This is a genomic window from Emticicia sp. MM (assembly GCF_001649495.1).
This window is the reverse complement of record NZ_LXHX01000016.1, coordinates 1-14879: the sequence shown is the minus strand read 5'-3', so window position 1 is coordinate 14879 and position 14879 is coordinate 1. Positions and strand designations below refer to the sequence as shown.

12 protein-coding genes are annotated in these 14879 nt (G+C 36.5%); 5 read left to right on the top strand and 7 right to left on the bottom strand.

Features of this window, described 5'->3' with window-relative positions:
• The first annotated feature begins 46 nt into the window (after positions 1 to 46).
• Together A6M55_RS02460 and A6M55_RS02455 are read left to right on the top strand one after the other, a co-directional pair.
• A complete protein-coding gene (locus A6M55_RS02460) occupies positions 47 to 1666 on the top strand; it encodes an ABC-F family ATP-binding cassette domain-containing protein (RefSeq protein WP_064196328.1) in 1620 nt (539 codons plus the stop codon).
• 68 nt (positions 1667 to 1734) lie between these two features.
• Complete coding sequence (locus A6M55_RS02455) at positions 1735 to 2019, top strand: rhodanese-like domain-containing protein (RefSeq protein ID WP_015029723.1); 285 nt, start codon at positions 1735 to 1737, stop codon at positions 2017 to 2019.
• Positions 2020 to 2296: 277 nt separating this feature from the next.
• Here A6M55_RS02455 and A6M55_RS02450 read toward each other — a convergent pair whose 3' ends face one another.
• Positions 2297 to 3949, bottom strand: a complete 1653-nt coding sequence (locus tag A6M55_RS02450) for a S41 family peptidase (protein WP_064196327.1) — start codon at positions 3947 to 3949, stop codon at positions 2297 to 2299.
• A gap of 124 nt (positions 3950 to 4073) precedes the next feature.
• Positions 4074 to 4577, bottom strand: a complete 504-nt coding sequence (locus A6M55_RS02445; protein ID WP_064196326.1) for a histidine phosphatase family protein — start codon at positions 4575 to 4577, stop codon at positions 4074 to 4076.
• 329 nt (positions 4578 to 4906) lie between these two features.
• On the opposite strand from A6M55_RS02445, the gene gyrB reads away from it, so the two are divergent.
• On the top strand, positions 4907 to 6880 hold the full coding sequence (gyrB, locus tag A6M55_RS02440; protein ID WP_015029719.1) for a DNA topoisomerase (ATP-hydrolyzing) subunit B: 1974 nt from the start codon (positions 4907 to 4909) through the stop codon (positions 6878 to 6880).
• 86 nt (positions 6881 to 6966) lie between these two features.
• A complete protein-coding gene (locus A6M55_RS02435) occupies positions 6967 to 7497 on the top strand; it encodes a DsrE family protein (RefSeq protein WP_064196325.1) in 531 nt (176 codons plus the stop codon).
• A gap of 44 nt (positions 7498 to 7541) precedes the next feature.
• Here the strand turns inward: A6M55_RS02435 and metF are convergent, their stop codons facing one another.
• Entirely contained in the window at positions 7542 to 8501 is a 960-nt protein-coding gene (gene metF / locus A6M55_RS02430) for a methylenetetrahydrofolate reductase [NAD(P)H] (RefSeq protein WP_041693557.1), read from the bottom strand.
• A 117-nt stretch (positions 8502 to 8618) separates the two neighbouring features.
• Complete coding sequence (locus tag A6M55_RS02425) at positions 8619 to 9905, bottom strand: acetyl-CoA hydrolase/transferase family protein (protein WP_064196324.1); 1287 nt, start codon at positions 9903 to 9905, stop codon at positions 8619 to 8621.
• Positions 9906 to 10131: 226 nt separating this feature from the next.
• On the opposite strand from A6M55_RS02425, the gene A6M55_RS02420 reads away from it, so the two are divergent.
• Positions 10132 to 10497, top strand: coding sequence for a hypothetical protein (locus A6M55_RS02420; protein WP_015029715.1), 366 nt, complete (start codon positions 10132 to 10134; stop codon positions 10495 to 10497).
• A gap of 41 nt (positions 10498 to 10538) precedes the next feature.
• Here the strand turns inward: A6M55_RS02420 and A6M55_RS02415 are convergent, their stop codons facing one another.
• The 3 genes from A6M55_RS02415 to A6M55_RS02405 all read right to left on the bottom strand — a co-directional run bounded on the left by A6M55_RS02415 (position 10539) and on the right by A6M55_RS02405 (position 14674).
• Complete coding sequence (locus A6M55_RS02415; protein ID WP_015029714.1) at positions 10539 to 11261, bottom strand: Bax inhibitor-1/YccA family protein; 723 nt, start codon at positions 11259 to 11261, stop codon at positions 10539 to 10541.
• Positions 11262 to 11403: 142 nt separating this feature from the next.
• Positions 11404 to 12681, bottom strand: a complete 1278-nt coding sequence (gene rodA / locus A6M55_RS02410; protein WP_015029713.1) for a rod shape-determining protein RodA — start codon at positions 12679 to 12681, stop codon at positions 11404 to 11406.
• A gap of 1 nt (position 12682) precedes the next feature.
• Positions 12683 to 14674 carry a penicillin-binding transpeptidase domain-containing protein gene (locus A6M55_RS02405; RefSeq protein ID WP_015029712.1) on the bottom strand — a complete coding sequence of 664 codons (1992 nt, stop codon included), beginning with the start codon at positions 14672 to 14674 and terminating at the stop codon, positions 12683 to 12685.
• Between the last annotated feature and the right edge of the window lie 205 nt (positions 14675 to 14879).

The following is a 14879-nucleotide window of genomic DNA, read 5'->3' as shown; positions in this document are numbered from 1 at the left end:
AATTTTAATTGAACTTAGTTTAATTCTTCATTCTACACTAATTAAAATGCTTACAGTATCTAACATCTCACTTAGTTTTGGCAAAAGAACTCTCTTCGAAGAGGTAAATCTTAAATTCACGCCAGGCAACGTATATGGCCTTATTGGAGCAAACGGGGCTGGAAAATCGACGTTTGTAAAGATTCTTTCGGGCGACCTTGAACCAACAACGGGAAATGTAAGCATGGACCCAGGTGAAAGGATGTCGGTTTTGAAACAAAATCAAAATGCCTTTGATGAAGAAACAGTTTTAAACACTGTTATCAAAGGGAATGAGCGTTTATTTGAAATTATTGCCGAAAAAGATGCGATTTATGCCAAAACAGATTTTACCGAAGAAGATGGAAATCGTGCAGCTGAATTAGAAGCAGAATTTGCCGACATGAATGGTTGGGATGCAGAATCTGATGCGGCATCATTGCTTTCAGGCTTGGGCATCAAAGAAGATTACCATTATACGCTCATGGCTGATATGAACCCTTCAGAAAAAGTGAAGGTTTTGTTAGCACAAGCTCTTTTCGGAAATCCAGATATTTTATTACTCGATGAGCCAACCAACAACTTAGATATTGATTCTATTTTGTGGCTCGAAAATTTCTTGATGGATTTCAAGAATACCGTAATCGTAGTATCTCACGACCGTCACTTCCTCGATAACGTTTGTACATATATCGCTGACCTTGATTTCAAGAAAATTACGCTTTATGGCGGTAACTACTCTTTCTGGTATGAATCAAGCCAGTTAGCCGCTCGCCAAAAAGCCGACCAAAACAAGAAAGCTGAAGAGAAGAAAAAGGAATTGGAAGAGTTTATTCGTCGTTTCTCTGCCAACGTGGCTAAGTCTAAGCAAGCAACGGCTCGTCAGAAAATGATTGAAAAACTGAATATCGAACAAATTCAGCCTTCTTCACGCAGATATCCATACATCGGTTTCAAACCCGACCGCGAAGTTGGTGACCAAATTTTATTGGTTGAAAACCTCAGCTACAAACTTGAAGATGGCACATATTTGTTTAAAGATTTGAATTTTCAGGTTTCTCGCAATGAAAAAATAGCATTTTTGAGCAAAGATGGATTGGCAGTTTCGGCCTTATTTGATATTCTTTCGGGCGAAAAACAAGCAGATAGTGGTTCATTCAAATGGGGGGTAACAATTACTCATTCGTACTTACCAAACGATAATGCTAAGTATTTTTCCGATGGAAACCTTGACTTAGTAGATTGGCTCAGACAATATTCAGTAGAAAAAGATGAAACTTTTGTACGTGGTTTCTTAGGTCGTATGTTGTTTTCGGGCGAAGAAGCCTTGAAAAAATGTACAGTACTATCAGGAGGTGAAAAGCAACGTTGTATGTTTTCACGCATGATGCTTTCGGGTGCAAACGTTTTATTATTTGACGAACCAACCAACCACTTAGATTTGGAATCAATCCAAGCATTGAATAAAGGCATGGAAGATTTCCCGAGCAATATCCTTTTCACTTGTCATGACCACCAATTAACTCAAACAGTAGCGAATCGTATCATTGAGTTAACACCAAATGGTTGTTTGGATAAGTTAATGGATTTTGATACTTTCTTGACAGATGAGAAAATCAAAGGGCAACGTGATGCTCTTTACAAGTAATTGCATTTCAAAATTTGATATACTTTATGGCACACTCGACAAGCGTGTGCCATATTCATTTATAAACTATGCAAACATATACCGAAATTTCACAAAGCGAATTAGATGAAGTTCTTTCGAAACCAAAGACTATTTTGGTTGATGTAAGAGAGAATACTGAATTTGCAGATTTTAATATTGGCGGAATAAATATTCCTCCTCATGAAATTACTGAACGTTTGGAAGAACTAAACGACTATCAAACAATTGTGGTTGCGTGCTCAAATGGCACCAGAAGTAGTATTGTAGCTCGTTTATTAACAAAAAAATTACCCGAGAAGGTAATTTTGCATTTGGAAGAAGGAATTTTTTGAGTGCTGAACCTCAAAATCCAGCACTCAAGATATGATTAAATTCCGTCGTAATCTCTTTCTTTCTTTACTAACCATTTACCAACAGCGAAAGATAACGCCATTAGAACGACAAAGAATGTGATTGCAACCCAAGTTGGATATTGATAACCGAACATAAGCGTACTAAGTTTAGATTTACCCTGCAAAAATACAACAAAATGAAAAAGTTAATAGACTTTTTCTAAAAAAATTACAAAACTTCTTGAATCAATTTCAGAAATGAAAAATTTAGCGTTTCTTACTTCCCTCCTTTCAGAATTGACTGATAACGTGGCATATCTTTAAATAATTTCAGAGCTTCTTGAACTTCCTTGTCACGGTCGAAAGCTACAAACTTCATTGCTTTTTGATAATAATAACGACTCAGAATTTCAGCTTCTAATTGCTCTTTGATATCTTCTTTGTTTTTTGCCAAATCTTGTAGCTTTCCTTGTTTGATTTTTTCACGCAAAGATTTGATTTGTTCTTGCACTAAATCCAATGAGTTTTCCTTTTTAGCCGATGCTTCTAAGTTATCAAGATTACGCTCCATTGTTGTAGTGTAAGTAAAATCTTTAGTTTTTAACCAATTGATAAAATCTTGATACTCTGCTTCCGTAAGCGTAAACTTCTCTTTTGGTTTTTGATTAGCATGTTCGAAGTAGTACTTAGTAGCATAATCGAAGATATAATTCTTTTGCAATAAATTCGCGGTTACTGCTGCCATAGTTGCCACTTCTGTTTTGATGTCTGGGTCAACTCCTCCACCATCGTAAACCGTTCGACCATTTTTTGTTTTAAAAGCTGTTTTTAAGGAGTCTGGTACACGTCCTACGCTACCATCTGGATTACGGTGGCTGTAATCTAATGCTTGAATACAACGGCCGCTTGGAATGTAATATTTAGCAGTTGTGATTTTCATTTTGGTATTATAACTCAAATCACGTGTTGTTTGTACTAAACCTTTTCCAAACGAACGTTGGCCGATGAGCACCGCACGGTCATAATCTTGTAAAGTTCCACTCACAATTTCTGAGGCAGAAGCACTCATACTATTAATAAGCACTACAATTGGCATTTCAGTATCGAGTGGAGCTTCCATAGCCATATATTTATGATTCCATTCGGCAACTTTTCCACGTGTTTCTACAATTAACTGGTCTTTTGGCAAGAAAGCATTACAAATCTCAACTGACATATTCAATAAGCCACCTGGGTTTCCACGTAAGTCTAGGATTAGTTTCTTCATTCCTTGACCTTTCAATTCAGTGAAAGCACCTTTCACTTCTTTCGCCGCAGTTGCTGTAAAATCGTTTAATTGAATATAACCCACTTCATCATTAATCATGCCTGAGTGTGGAACATTTGGTGTTTTCACGATGTCTCGCCCAACGACTAATTCAAGCGGAGAATTTTGTCCGTATCTTTTTACCGACATCTTGACCGTAGTACCAGTCTGGCCTTTCATTAATCGACCAATATCTACACCTTTACGATTCACTACATCAACACCATCAACTTTTACTATTTCATCTCCGATTTTCATTCCTGCCTTGTCAGCAGGTGAGCCTTCGTATATCATCACAACCACGTGTTTATCATCGCGGTGCGATACCGTTGCACCGATTCCATTGTACTTTCCGGTAGTCATGGTCATATAATCTTCAATATCATCTTCAGGAAAGAAATTGGTGTATGGGTCGAGTTGCTTCAACATCGACTCAATACTCATCCTCATGGCCTTATTCGGGTTAATTTCATCTACGTAGTAAGCGTTGAGTTCTTTAAACATCGTAGCGAAAATATCTAAGTTTTTGGCTATTTCGAAGTAACGGTCATCGTACTTAAAGGCAACAAAAGGTACCGTTAGGATAGCTAAAGCGATTAATGTAAATTTTCGTAGATTTTTCATTGATTGAATACTTTATAAAAGATTTTTGTAACACAATTACTTCGGCAATGCAATCTTGCAATTGTGTGCATCAAATAAGTTTAAAACTTATTTTACTTTAAACGCAAAACTTACGCAAAAGGTGTTACTGTGGCGAAGTTTTTCCGTACGTTTTTGCAAAGAAACGCATTTTCCTTACCGGAAAAAAGTTCCTTTCTATAATATAGAGATTATCGAAATCATTATCAGGTATATCAGAACGCAACGTATCTTTTTCGAGCAGACCATTTACCACATATTTACAAGTATTACTATGCCCAACAATCAATACTTTTTTCCCTTTCATAGTCTTCAGTCTTTCAATAAAAACCCTCATCGAATCAGCGGGACTTGCTGCATAAACTTTTATTTGTTTACCCAAAGCATCAGCCAAAGGTTTGGAGGTATTTTGGGTACGCAAAAAATTGGTTGAGTAAATGTCTGTAATTTGTTTATTGAGCAATGCTTGCTTGAGGTCTTCGGCTCGTTCTTTACCCAGAGTACTCAGAGGTGGATTTGCCGAATTATCGACTTTTTCGGCATGTCGTGCAATATAAAAAGTTGATTTACACGAACTTAGAATTAATGCTAAAATAATAAACTTCTTCATAAATGATTGTCAATTAGTGTCTATGTTATAAGTTTTATCATTATTTAAATTTTTACCAAAAAAATGCTAAAAAAACGTCATTTTGAAGCATTTTGAGCATGGAATAAATTTTAAAAATCCGATATTTTTTTGTATCTTTACAACTAAATTAGACAAAAAACTGTGAGTAACAAACTTAAATACTCAGGTATAGGTTGCCAACAAAAAAGCACAGTTTTTTTACATCTTTTACTGTAGTTAAAAAAGTAAATTTTCGATATAAACTGTTTACTATTTTAAGATATTCTATTCGGAAAATCTGATAGTTAAATTTTTTTAAACAATTAATTATGGCAGAAAATCAAGAAGGCTTAGAGCCTCAGAAGTCAAAGGCAGATTATGGTGCGGAAAACATTCAAGTTCTTGAAGGATTAGAGGCAGTAAGGAAACGTCCGGCCATGTATATTGGTGATATTGGTGCCAAAGGACTTCACCACCTCATTTGGGAGGTTGTTGACAACTCAATTGACGAAGCCTTAGCAGGACATTGCGACACCATCAACGTAACAATTAATCCAGATAATTCGGTAACAGTAAAAGATAATGGCCGTGGTATTCCAACTGGAATGCACTCGAAAGAAAAGAAATCAGCTTTAGAGGTGGTAATGACCGTACTTCACGCTGGTGGTAAATTCGATAAAGATACCTATAAAGTTTCAGGTGGTTTGCACGGTGTGGGGGTATCCTGCGTAAATGCTCTTTCTACTCACTTACGTGTAGAAGTGCATCGTGAAGGAAAAGTCTTCGAACAAGAATATAGTATCGGAAAACCACTTTATCCAGTACGTGAAATCGGTACGGCAGAAGATACAGGTACGCAAGTAACTTTCAAGCCCGATAATAGTATTTTTACAGTTACTGAATATAAATACGAAACAGTAGCGAATCGTCTTCGTGAGCTATCTTTTTTGAATAAAGGTATCACAATCGTATTGACTGACCTCCGTGAAATAGACGAAGACGGAAATGCATTAACGGATACATTCTACTCAGTAGGCGGACTAGCAGAATTTGTATCTTATATTGATGCAGGCCGTGAGCGTTTAATTCCTGAACCAATGTTTATGGAAGGAAATAAAGATGGCGTTCCAGTTGACGTGGCCATGCTTTATAACACAAGTTACAGTGAAAATGTATATTCTTTCGTAAACAATATCAATACGCATGAAGGTGGTACGCACGTATCAGGCTTCCGTATGGCGTTGACTCGTACTTTGAAGAGTTATGCCGAGAAATCAGGTATTTTAGCCAAAGAAAAAATTGATATTAGTGGTGACGACTTCCGTGAAGGATTAACGGCGGTTATTTCAGTAAAAGTTGCCGAACCTCAGTTCGAAGGTCAAACAAAAACTAAATTAGGCAATAGCGAGGTAACATCGGCGGTAAGTGCTTGTGTAGCAGAAATGCTTGAAAACTATTTAGAAGAGCATCCAAAAGAAGCTCGTATAATTGTTGATAAAGTAATTTTAGCAGCCAAAGCCCGTATTGCAGCTAAGAAAGCTCGTGAAATGGTTCAACGCAAGAATGTTTTGGTTGGAACTGGCTTACCTGGTAAATTAGCTGACTGTTCAGAATCAGACCCAAGTATTTGTGAGGTCTACTTAGTTGAGGGTGACTCAGCGGGTGGTTCGGCTAAGCAAGGTCGTAATCGAGCTTTCCAAGCTATCTTGCCTTTACGTGGTAAGATCCTTAATGTTGAAAAAGCACAAGAGTTCAGAATTTACGAAAACGAAGAAATTAAGAATATATTCACGGCTTTAGGCGTACAAATCGGTAGAGATGGCGATGAGCGTGCCTTGAATACCGATAAACTTCGCTACCATAAAATTATCATCATGACCGATGCCGATATTGATGGTAGCCACATTCGTACGCTTATTCTTACGTTCTTCTATCGTTATATGAAAGAACTTATCGAAAGAGGCTACATCTACATTGCCCAACCGCCACTTTATTTGGTAAAGAAAGGAAAAGAGGAAGAATATTGCTGGACAGAAGAGCAGCGTGAATTAGCGGTGAAACGTTTAGCTGGTGCTGGCCGTGAAGATAGCGTAGGTATTCAGCGTTATAAGGGTCTTGGAGAAATGAACCCAGAACAGCTTTGGGAAACTACCATGCGACCAGACAAGCGTACTTTAAAGCAAGTAACGGTTGAATCTGCTGCTGAAGCTGACCACTTATTTGCCATGCTTATGGGCGATGAGGTTGGTCCTCGTCGTGATTTTATTGAAAGAAATGCAAAATATGCGAAAGTAGATATTTAATTGAAATCTAACATATTATTGATAAATTTAGGAGCAGATAATTCACGTAGTTATCTGCCCTTTTTTTACTCTAAATATTCATAAACATGAACAAAGTACTTTTATTGTTATGTATTCTATTAGCCACTAAGGGATTTTCACAAACAAAAGTTTTTCCAGTGATTAAAAGTGGCGGCGGTATGTTTGAAGTACCCGAAGCAACACCAGTTGCCGATAAAAAAATGAAATATAAAATCATTGTTGATTTATCAAAAGCATCTGATAAGCCCGATTCAGTGAATGCTTCCTTAGATAAATTAGCCAGATTAGTAAACCTTCATGCGGAAGCTGGAATTCCTAAAGAGAATATTGATGTTGTTGGCGTATTTCATTTTTTAGCTACCCCAATTATTTTAGAAGATGAAGCTTACAAGAAAAAATTTGGTATACCCAACCCAAATACGGCTCTAATCAATGAATTGGCGAAAAACGGAGTCAAATTCTTTGTGTGTGGACAGTCTTTGAGAGCAAGAAAATTAGTAGATGAAAAACGTAATGCCAATATCAAAGTGGCTCAATCGGCACTCATTACTTTTAGTACCTTTCAGAATAAAGGGTATGCGTTGATATTACCTTAAAAATAAAGTAGAGACGTTTCATGAAACGTCTCTACCTAGTATTATTAAAATACTTGTCTCGCAACTGCCATTGTAGTGTCAGACTTACTCATTGTATAGAAATGCAATGCTGGCACACCAAAATCAATTAATTCACGGCATTGTTGTACTGCCCATTCTATTCCTATTTGTTTAGCTTGTTTATCATTTTCACAGGCTAAAACTTCTTTTCTAAATGCTTCAGGAATGTCTAAATAAAACAATTTAGGTAAAATATCTAATTGCTTTTTAGTAGCCAAAACTTTCAACCCCGGAATAATAGGAATTGTAATTCCTTCTGCACGACATTTATTTACAAAATCAAAATACTTTTGATTATCAAAGAACATTTGCGTCACGATATAGTCGGCCCCAGCGGCTACTTTTCGCTTTAAATTTTCCATATCTTGCTCTAAATCTTGAGCTTCGAAGTGTTTTTCAGGATAAGCCGCTACTCCAATACAAAAATCACTGGCATTTAAGTATTCGGCATCTTCGTGCAAATACTTTCCTTGGTTCATATTTTTAATCTGACCAACCAATTCATTGGCGTACTGATGTCCATCTTTTTTGGGCTTAAAAGTATCATAAGGCTTAGCAAAATCACCCCTTAGAGCCAATACATTATCAATCCCCAAATAATTGAGGTCAATCAGTAAGTCTTCTGTATCATCTTTCGTAAAACCACCACAAAGTACGTGCGGAACAGGGTCTATTTTAAAACGATTCATAATTGATGAACAAATACCAACCGTACCTGGACGTTTACGCGTACGAATCTCTTTTATCGAACCATCAGGCATCTGCTTCGTAAAATATTCTTCACGATGAAAAGTTACATCAATAAATGGTGGCTTCAACTCCATCATTGGCTCAATGGCGTTGAGTAATTCATTGATATTCGTACCTTTTGTAGGCGGAATAATTTCTATCGAAAAAATAGGTTTCCCATTATTACTCTTCAAATGCTCGGTTACTTTTGCCATTTTATAAAAGATTATTTTATCCTTATTTTTCGACAAAAATAGATATATTATTTATAAAAACAAAAATTGGTAGTTATTTTATCTAAATACCAATCAATGTGTAGTTATATTTTTTCTTTAAAACATTGCTGAACTATAATGTTTAAAACGTTCGTAGGCCTCACGAGCCAATGTTTCTTGGTGAGCAGGATGAGCAATTTTAATTAATTCTCTAGCTCTTTCAACCAAATTTTTCCCAAATAAATAGGCAATTCCAAATTCAGTCACCACATAATGTACATGAGCACGAGTAGTTACTACCCCTGCACCTTCTTTTAAATGAGAAACGATTTTTGACAAACCTTTTGCAGTAGTTGCATTTAGAGCAATTATGGGCTTTCCGCCTTCAGAAAGGGCAGCACCTCTAATAAAATCCATTTGACCACCAACACCAGAATACATACTATAACCAATACTATCAGCACAAACTTGCCCTGTAATATCAATCTCAATGGCACTATTAATTGCAGTAACTTTAGGATTTTGGCGAATAATAGAGGTATCATTCACATAATCAACACGCATCATTGTTACGAGGGGATTATCATCAACAAAATCATACAATTTTCTTGAACCACACATAAAAGTAGAAACAATTTTACCTCTATTCCGCTTTTTAAATTTACCTGTAATCACCCCTTTTTCAACCAATGGAATTATCCCATCAGAAAACATTTCTGTATGAATCCCTAAATCTTTGTGCTCTTCTAAAGCAGCTAATACCGCATTAGGAATACTTCCAATACCCATTTGAAGCGTTGCTCCATCGTCAACTAATGATGCAACATGCTGACCAATCTTTTTATGCTCAGGCGTTGATTCACCCCAAGAAACTTCGTGCAGAGGCTCATCAAATGGCACAAAATAATGAATTCGACTTGTATGAACTTGGGCATCACCCAGCGTACGAGGCACATTTTTGTTAATTTGTGCAATCACAATATCTGCGGAGTCAATCGCAGCAATGGTAGCATCTACCGAAGTACCCAATGAACAAAAACCACTTTTATCAGGTGTAGAAACCGAAATGAGAGCAATATTTAATTTAATGATGTTTTGGGTAAACAATCTCGGTATTTCAGATAAGAAAACAGGTATGTAGCTACCACGCCCTTCTGCAATGGCGGTTCTGGTATTTTTAGCTATAAAGAAAGCATTTGTGTGAAAGTTTTCGGCATATTGTTGCTCGGTATAAGGTGCTTCACCCTCTGTATGCAAGTGATAGATTTCAATACCTTTAATTTCATTAGCTCTTGCCACTAAGGCTCTAACTAAATGATGTGGTACGGCAGCTACACTATGAATAAAAATTTTATCTCCTGATTTAACAAATTTAAGAGCTTCGTCGGCAGTTGTGATATGCATAAGATTCGATTTTTGGGTGCAAAAAAACAGTTTTCAGTGCTTGTCATACATGATAAACATCATAGGGTAAGAAGCATATTATCAAGTTTTATCTCATTTCTAGCTTAATTAACCATTCATCAAATTATTTTCAAAAAGATTATTAAAATAATTATATTTACCGATGCATAATTTAGATAAAACAAATTATCTAAGATAAAATAACTTTCAATTAAATTAAATAATAATGAAGAAAATTGCACTATTCGTAATCTTAGGCATTTTTGCATGTAGCTTTGAAACTGTAGCACAAAGTACATCTACAACACCTGTCGCTGCCATTGATACCGTTGCGGCAAAAGCCTACGTTGGTAAATATAAGGTAAAAGAAGGACCTTTTGAAGAATTAATCGTTAGTATTCAAAACGGCAAATTATTCGGTGAAGCTGTTGGACAAGGCTCGGCAGAACTAGCACCTACAAAAGAAGTTGAGATATTTGAAGTACTAGGTTATGGCGGTACCGTAGAATTTATTAGAAATGAAAATAAGAATGTTGTAAAAGTCAAACTCTCAATACAAGGCAATATTATTGAAGCAGAGAAACAGCCTTAAAAATAGAAAATCCCCGCTAAGTGCGGGGATTTTTTTATATCTTACTTACGTGAAGCTAACTTCAATAAAAGCTTCAAAATTTCTAAATATAACCAAATAATCGTAACCATTAGGCCAAATGCGGCATACCATTCCATGAATTTTGGTGCTTGCATTTCAGCACCTTTTTCAATCAAATGAAAATCAATAATGAGATTCATGGCTGCAATAGTAATAACTATCAATGAAAAAATGATTCCAATTAAGCCTCCTTCATGAATATATGGTATAGCTACCCCAAACATATCTAAAATCCAAGTAAGCATATATAAGAGAAAAACTGCACCAGTAGCAGCCGCAACACCAAAAATAAAACCTTGTGTAGCCTGTAAGATTTTAGTTTTATATAAAAACCACATCACAAATACTACCCCAAAAGTCAACCCAGCGGCAATTAATGCAAACTCTTGAAATATGGCAGAAATAGCTCCGATTGCCAAGCCTTCTAGCAGAGCATAGGTAGGTGCTAATTGAGGTGCCCACTCTTTCTTAAACGCTAATACAATTGCACATAGAAGCCCCCCAATGCAACCTGCAGGAATAAGCATAGGTGCAATACTCCATCCTTGCATAAGGCCTATCCAAGAAACTGCCGATGAAGCTCCGAGAATCGCTAGTAAAATACCAACCTTTGTAAGAGTTGACTCAACGGTCATTACCTCTTGGCGGTCAAAAGAATAGTCAATATTAGTAAATGTCTTTTCTGAAAATGCTGGATTTGCCATAAAATAATGTTGGTTTAGTTTTAATAAAATAGGGATTTAATGAATTTCAAGCATCTATGAGCAAATAAATGAAATTTTATTTCATCTCAAAATTTTACTCTGATGAATTACATTCCATCATAAATCACTAAATCTTTACACATTAAACTTTATAACTTCTATGAGCATCGAGTTTCAAGAAAATAAACAATAAAATAGTAAATGACCAAAGCGAAGAACCACCATAACTCAAAAATGGTAATGGAATACCAATTACAGGCATTAAGCCGATAGTCATTCCGATATTGACAAATAAATGGAAGAAGAGAATACTGGCAACACAATAACCATAAATTCTCGAAAATTTACTTCGCTGTTTTTCAGCTAAATTGATAAGTCGATTCAACAAAGCTGCAAAAAGAAGAATAACAATTACACTACCCACAAACCCCCATTCTTCTCCAACCGTACAAAAAATAAAGTCAGTCGATTGTTCAGGTACGAAATCAAACTTTGTTTGTGTTCCTTGTAAATAACCTTTACCAATAACACCTCCCGAACTAATCGCTACCCTTGATTGCGTTACGTTCCAGCCAGCCCCAAGCGGGTCAGAATCTGGATTCACCAATACCTGAATACGCTTCTGTTGGTGTGGTTGTAAAACACTAGTAGTAAAGAATTTAACACCAAAAACAAAAGCAGAAGCAATAACAAAAACACCAATCAAACGCATAAGATTTTGACGTGTACGTTCATAACGCTTCAAGAAGAAATACCAAAATAACCCACACGCTACGGCCAAACCGGCAACTACGTAGAATTTATTAAAGAATAGTACTAGTACAAATAAAATAACCAAAGCGATGCCTAAGGCGGGATAAATACCCGGTAAACCTTCACGGTAAAAAACGGCAATAAACGCAGCAAAAGTAAGAGCTGAACCTGTTTCCTTTTGAAGAATAATAATGATCGGCGGCACAAAAACAATCAAACCTGCCACAATGGCATCGCGTACTTTCGTAATATTAACCCCCTGAGTACTTAAATATCTTGATATTGCAAGTGCCGTAAAGATTTTCGAAAACTCGGCGGGTTGTAAAGAAAAAGTACTTCCTAATTTAATCCAAGACCTAGAGCCTTTAATTTCAGTTGCCAAAAAGATGGTTGCAAACAGCAAGAGTATAATAAATCCGTAAAATATATAGGCAAATGAATCATAAACCTTATAATCTACGAATAGTATAATTAAAATTAGAATAAACGTTGATGCAATAAACAACAACTGTTTTCCAGCATTATGAGACGTAGAAAAAATGGTTATCGGATTTTCAGGATTATAAACCGCTGCATAAATATTCAACCACCCAAAAATAACCAATAAAGCATAAAGCCAAACGGTTGTCCAATCAATTCCTTCTCTAATATCTATATCACGTGCCATACTATTTTGTTTGATTTACGTTTTGTTCTTTTGGTTTTACGAATGTTGTTTTGATTACTTTTTCTGTAGCACCTTTTTCAGGCTTTACAGGAGCATTTGGCTTCGAATTCGAAGGTGTATTGATTTTAGAGTCTTGCGTAGTCGATGGAATTGGTTTGGCATTAGCACCAGCAGCCATAGCTTCCACAGTTTTGATGTGAGTATTCATCATGCGTTCTTTCAAAGCCGTACGTTCAATCTTACGTTTCAAGTACTTCTCAATCATCAACGTAGCAATTGGAGCCGCATACGAACCACCAAAACCTGCATTTTGAACCATCACCGCAATAGCAATTTTGGGATTATAACGTGGAGCAAATGCAATAAAAATAGAGTTATCTTTACCTTTTTTGTTTTGCGAAGTACCTGTTTTACCACAAATTTCAATACCTTCAACTATACCTGCTCCTCCACCTACGGTACCACGCTCAACTGCGTCTTGCATACCACCAATGATAGCTTCAAAATTACGGGTATCAATATCTGTTCTGTGCACTTCACGATGTTCAGGTTTCACACCTTTCCCATTTTGTCCAATACCTCTAACCAAGTGAGGAGTAACCCAATAACCACGATTGGCAATCGTAGCAGCCAAATTAGCCATTTTGAGCATATTCACTGAAACTTCACCTTCACCGATACTTAATGAGTAAATATTCGAGAATTTCCACTGATACTGACCATAGCGTTTATCATAGTATTTAACGCTTGGTAGTAAGCCTGATGATTCGGAAGGCAAATCAATTCCTAATTTCTGACCGTAACCAAACTTAGCAACCATTTCGTGCCATTTCGATAACATAATAGGAGCTTCTTTGAAGGGATTTGTTTCGCCAGCCATACCCATTGTTTTTCTGAATACCTGATAAAAATAAGGGTTACACGAAAAACGAACGGCATTATGTAAATCACCCGATGGGTGTCCGTGACATTTTACTGGAGCGTTTCCACAAACATAGAATGTTTCGGGCGTAATAGCTCCTAATTGTAAAGCCACTAATGCCTGAACTAATTTAAAAGTAGAACCTGGTCGGAAGAAACCAGTTGCTACACGGTCATTGAGTGGTTTATCAGGATTTCGGTATAATTCTTTAAAATTCTTGGCAAACTGTTTACCTGAAAGTATGTTTGGGTCGTAATAAGGATATGAACCAATGGCTAAAATTTCACCACTTCTTGGCTCAATAGCCACCGCACAGCCTGTTTTTCCTTGAAAAAGACTGTCGGCCAATTGTTGCACTTCAACATCAACCGTTGTATATAAGTTTTTGCCAATTACAGCAAGTGTATCAAACTCGCCATTTGAATAAGAGCCTTTATTTTCACCGTGAACATTCATCATCGTAAATTTCACTCCTCGCCTACCCCGCAATTCCATTTCATACTCTTTTTCAAGACCAGTAATGCCAATATAATCTCCACTACGATAATATTCAACTTCTTGCTCTTCGTAAGCTTTTTTACTAATTTCACCAATATAACCTAAAGCATTGGCCATTGTGCGGGCAGGATAAGTACGGAAGAAAGATTGCTCAAAAGTAAATCCTGGGAAATTCACCATTGCATCTGCCACACGAGCATAATCTTCTTTAGAAAGTTGGCGTAGAAAAAGAGTAGCACGGTTACGAGAATAGCTTTTAGCTGCAGTCATCGTGCTATCAAAATATGAACGAGTAATATTGAACAAACGACAAAACATCGTTGTGTCCATTGGTTTCACTTTATACGGCGTAACGTACATGTCATAAACATCTACATTGGCCACTAAAAGTTTTCCGTTTCTATCGTAGATTTGCCCTCTGAGCGGAACCTGAACCTCCTTCTTCAAAGCCCCCGTCGAGCCAATCGTTTGGTAGGTATCATCTATTACTTGTAGGTAAAATAACCTAAATGCATAGATACCGCAGATTAAAAAGAAAAAACTAAGAATGATTTGCTTTCTGTCTTGGAACATTCTACTTAAAAATTCTTTTGAGTTTAGCTAAAATATTAAGTCACTGCAAAATGAAACTGCTTTTGAGCGATTCGTAGAGTTTCATTCGAAAAGCTAAATTCAATCGCTACTGACTAATTACACGTGTGTTTTTGAATTCGAATAACAAAGTTCTCGAAAAATCAACAGATTTCTACATATATTGCCTAAGAAAATTTGATTTTTC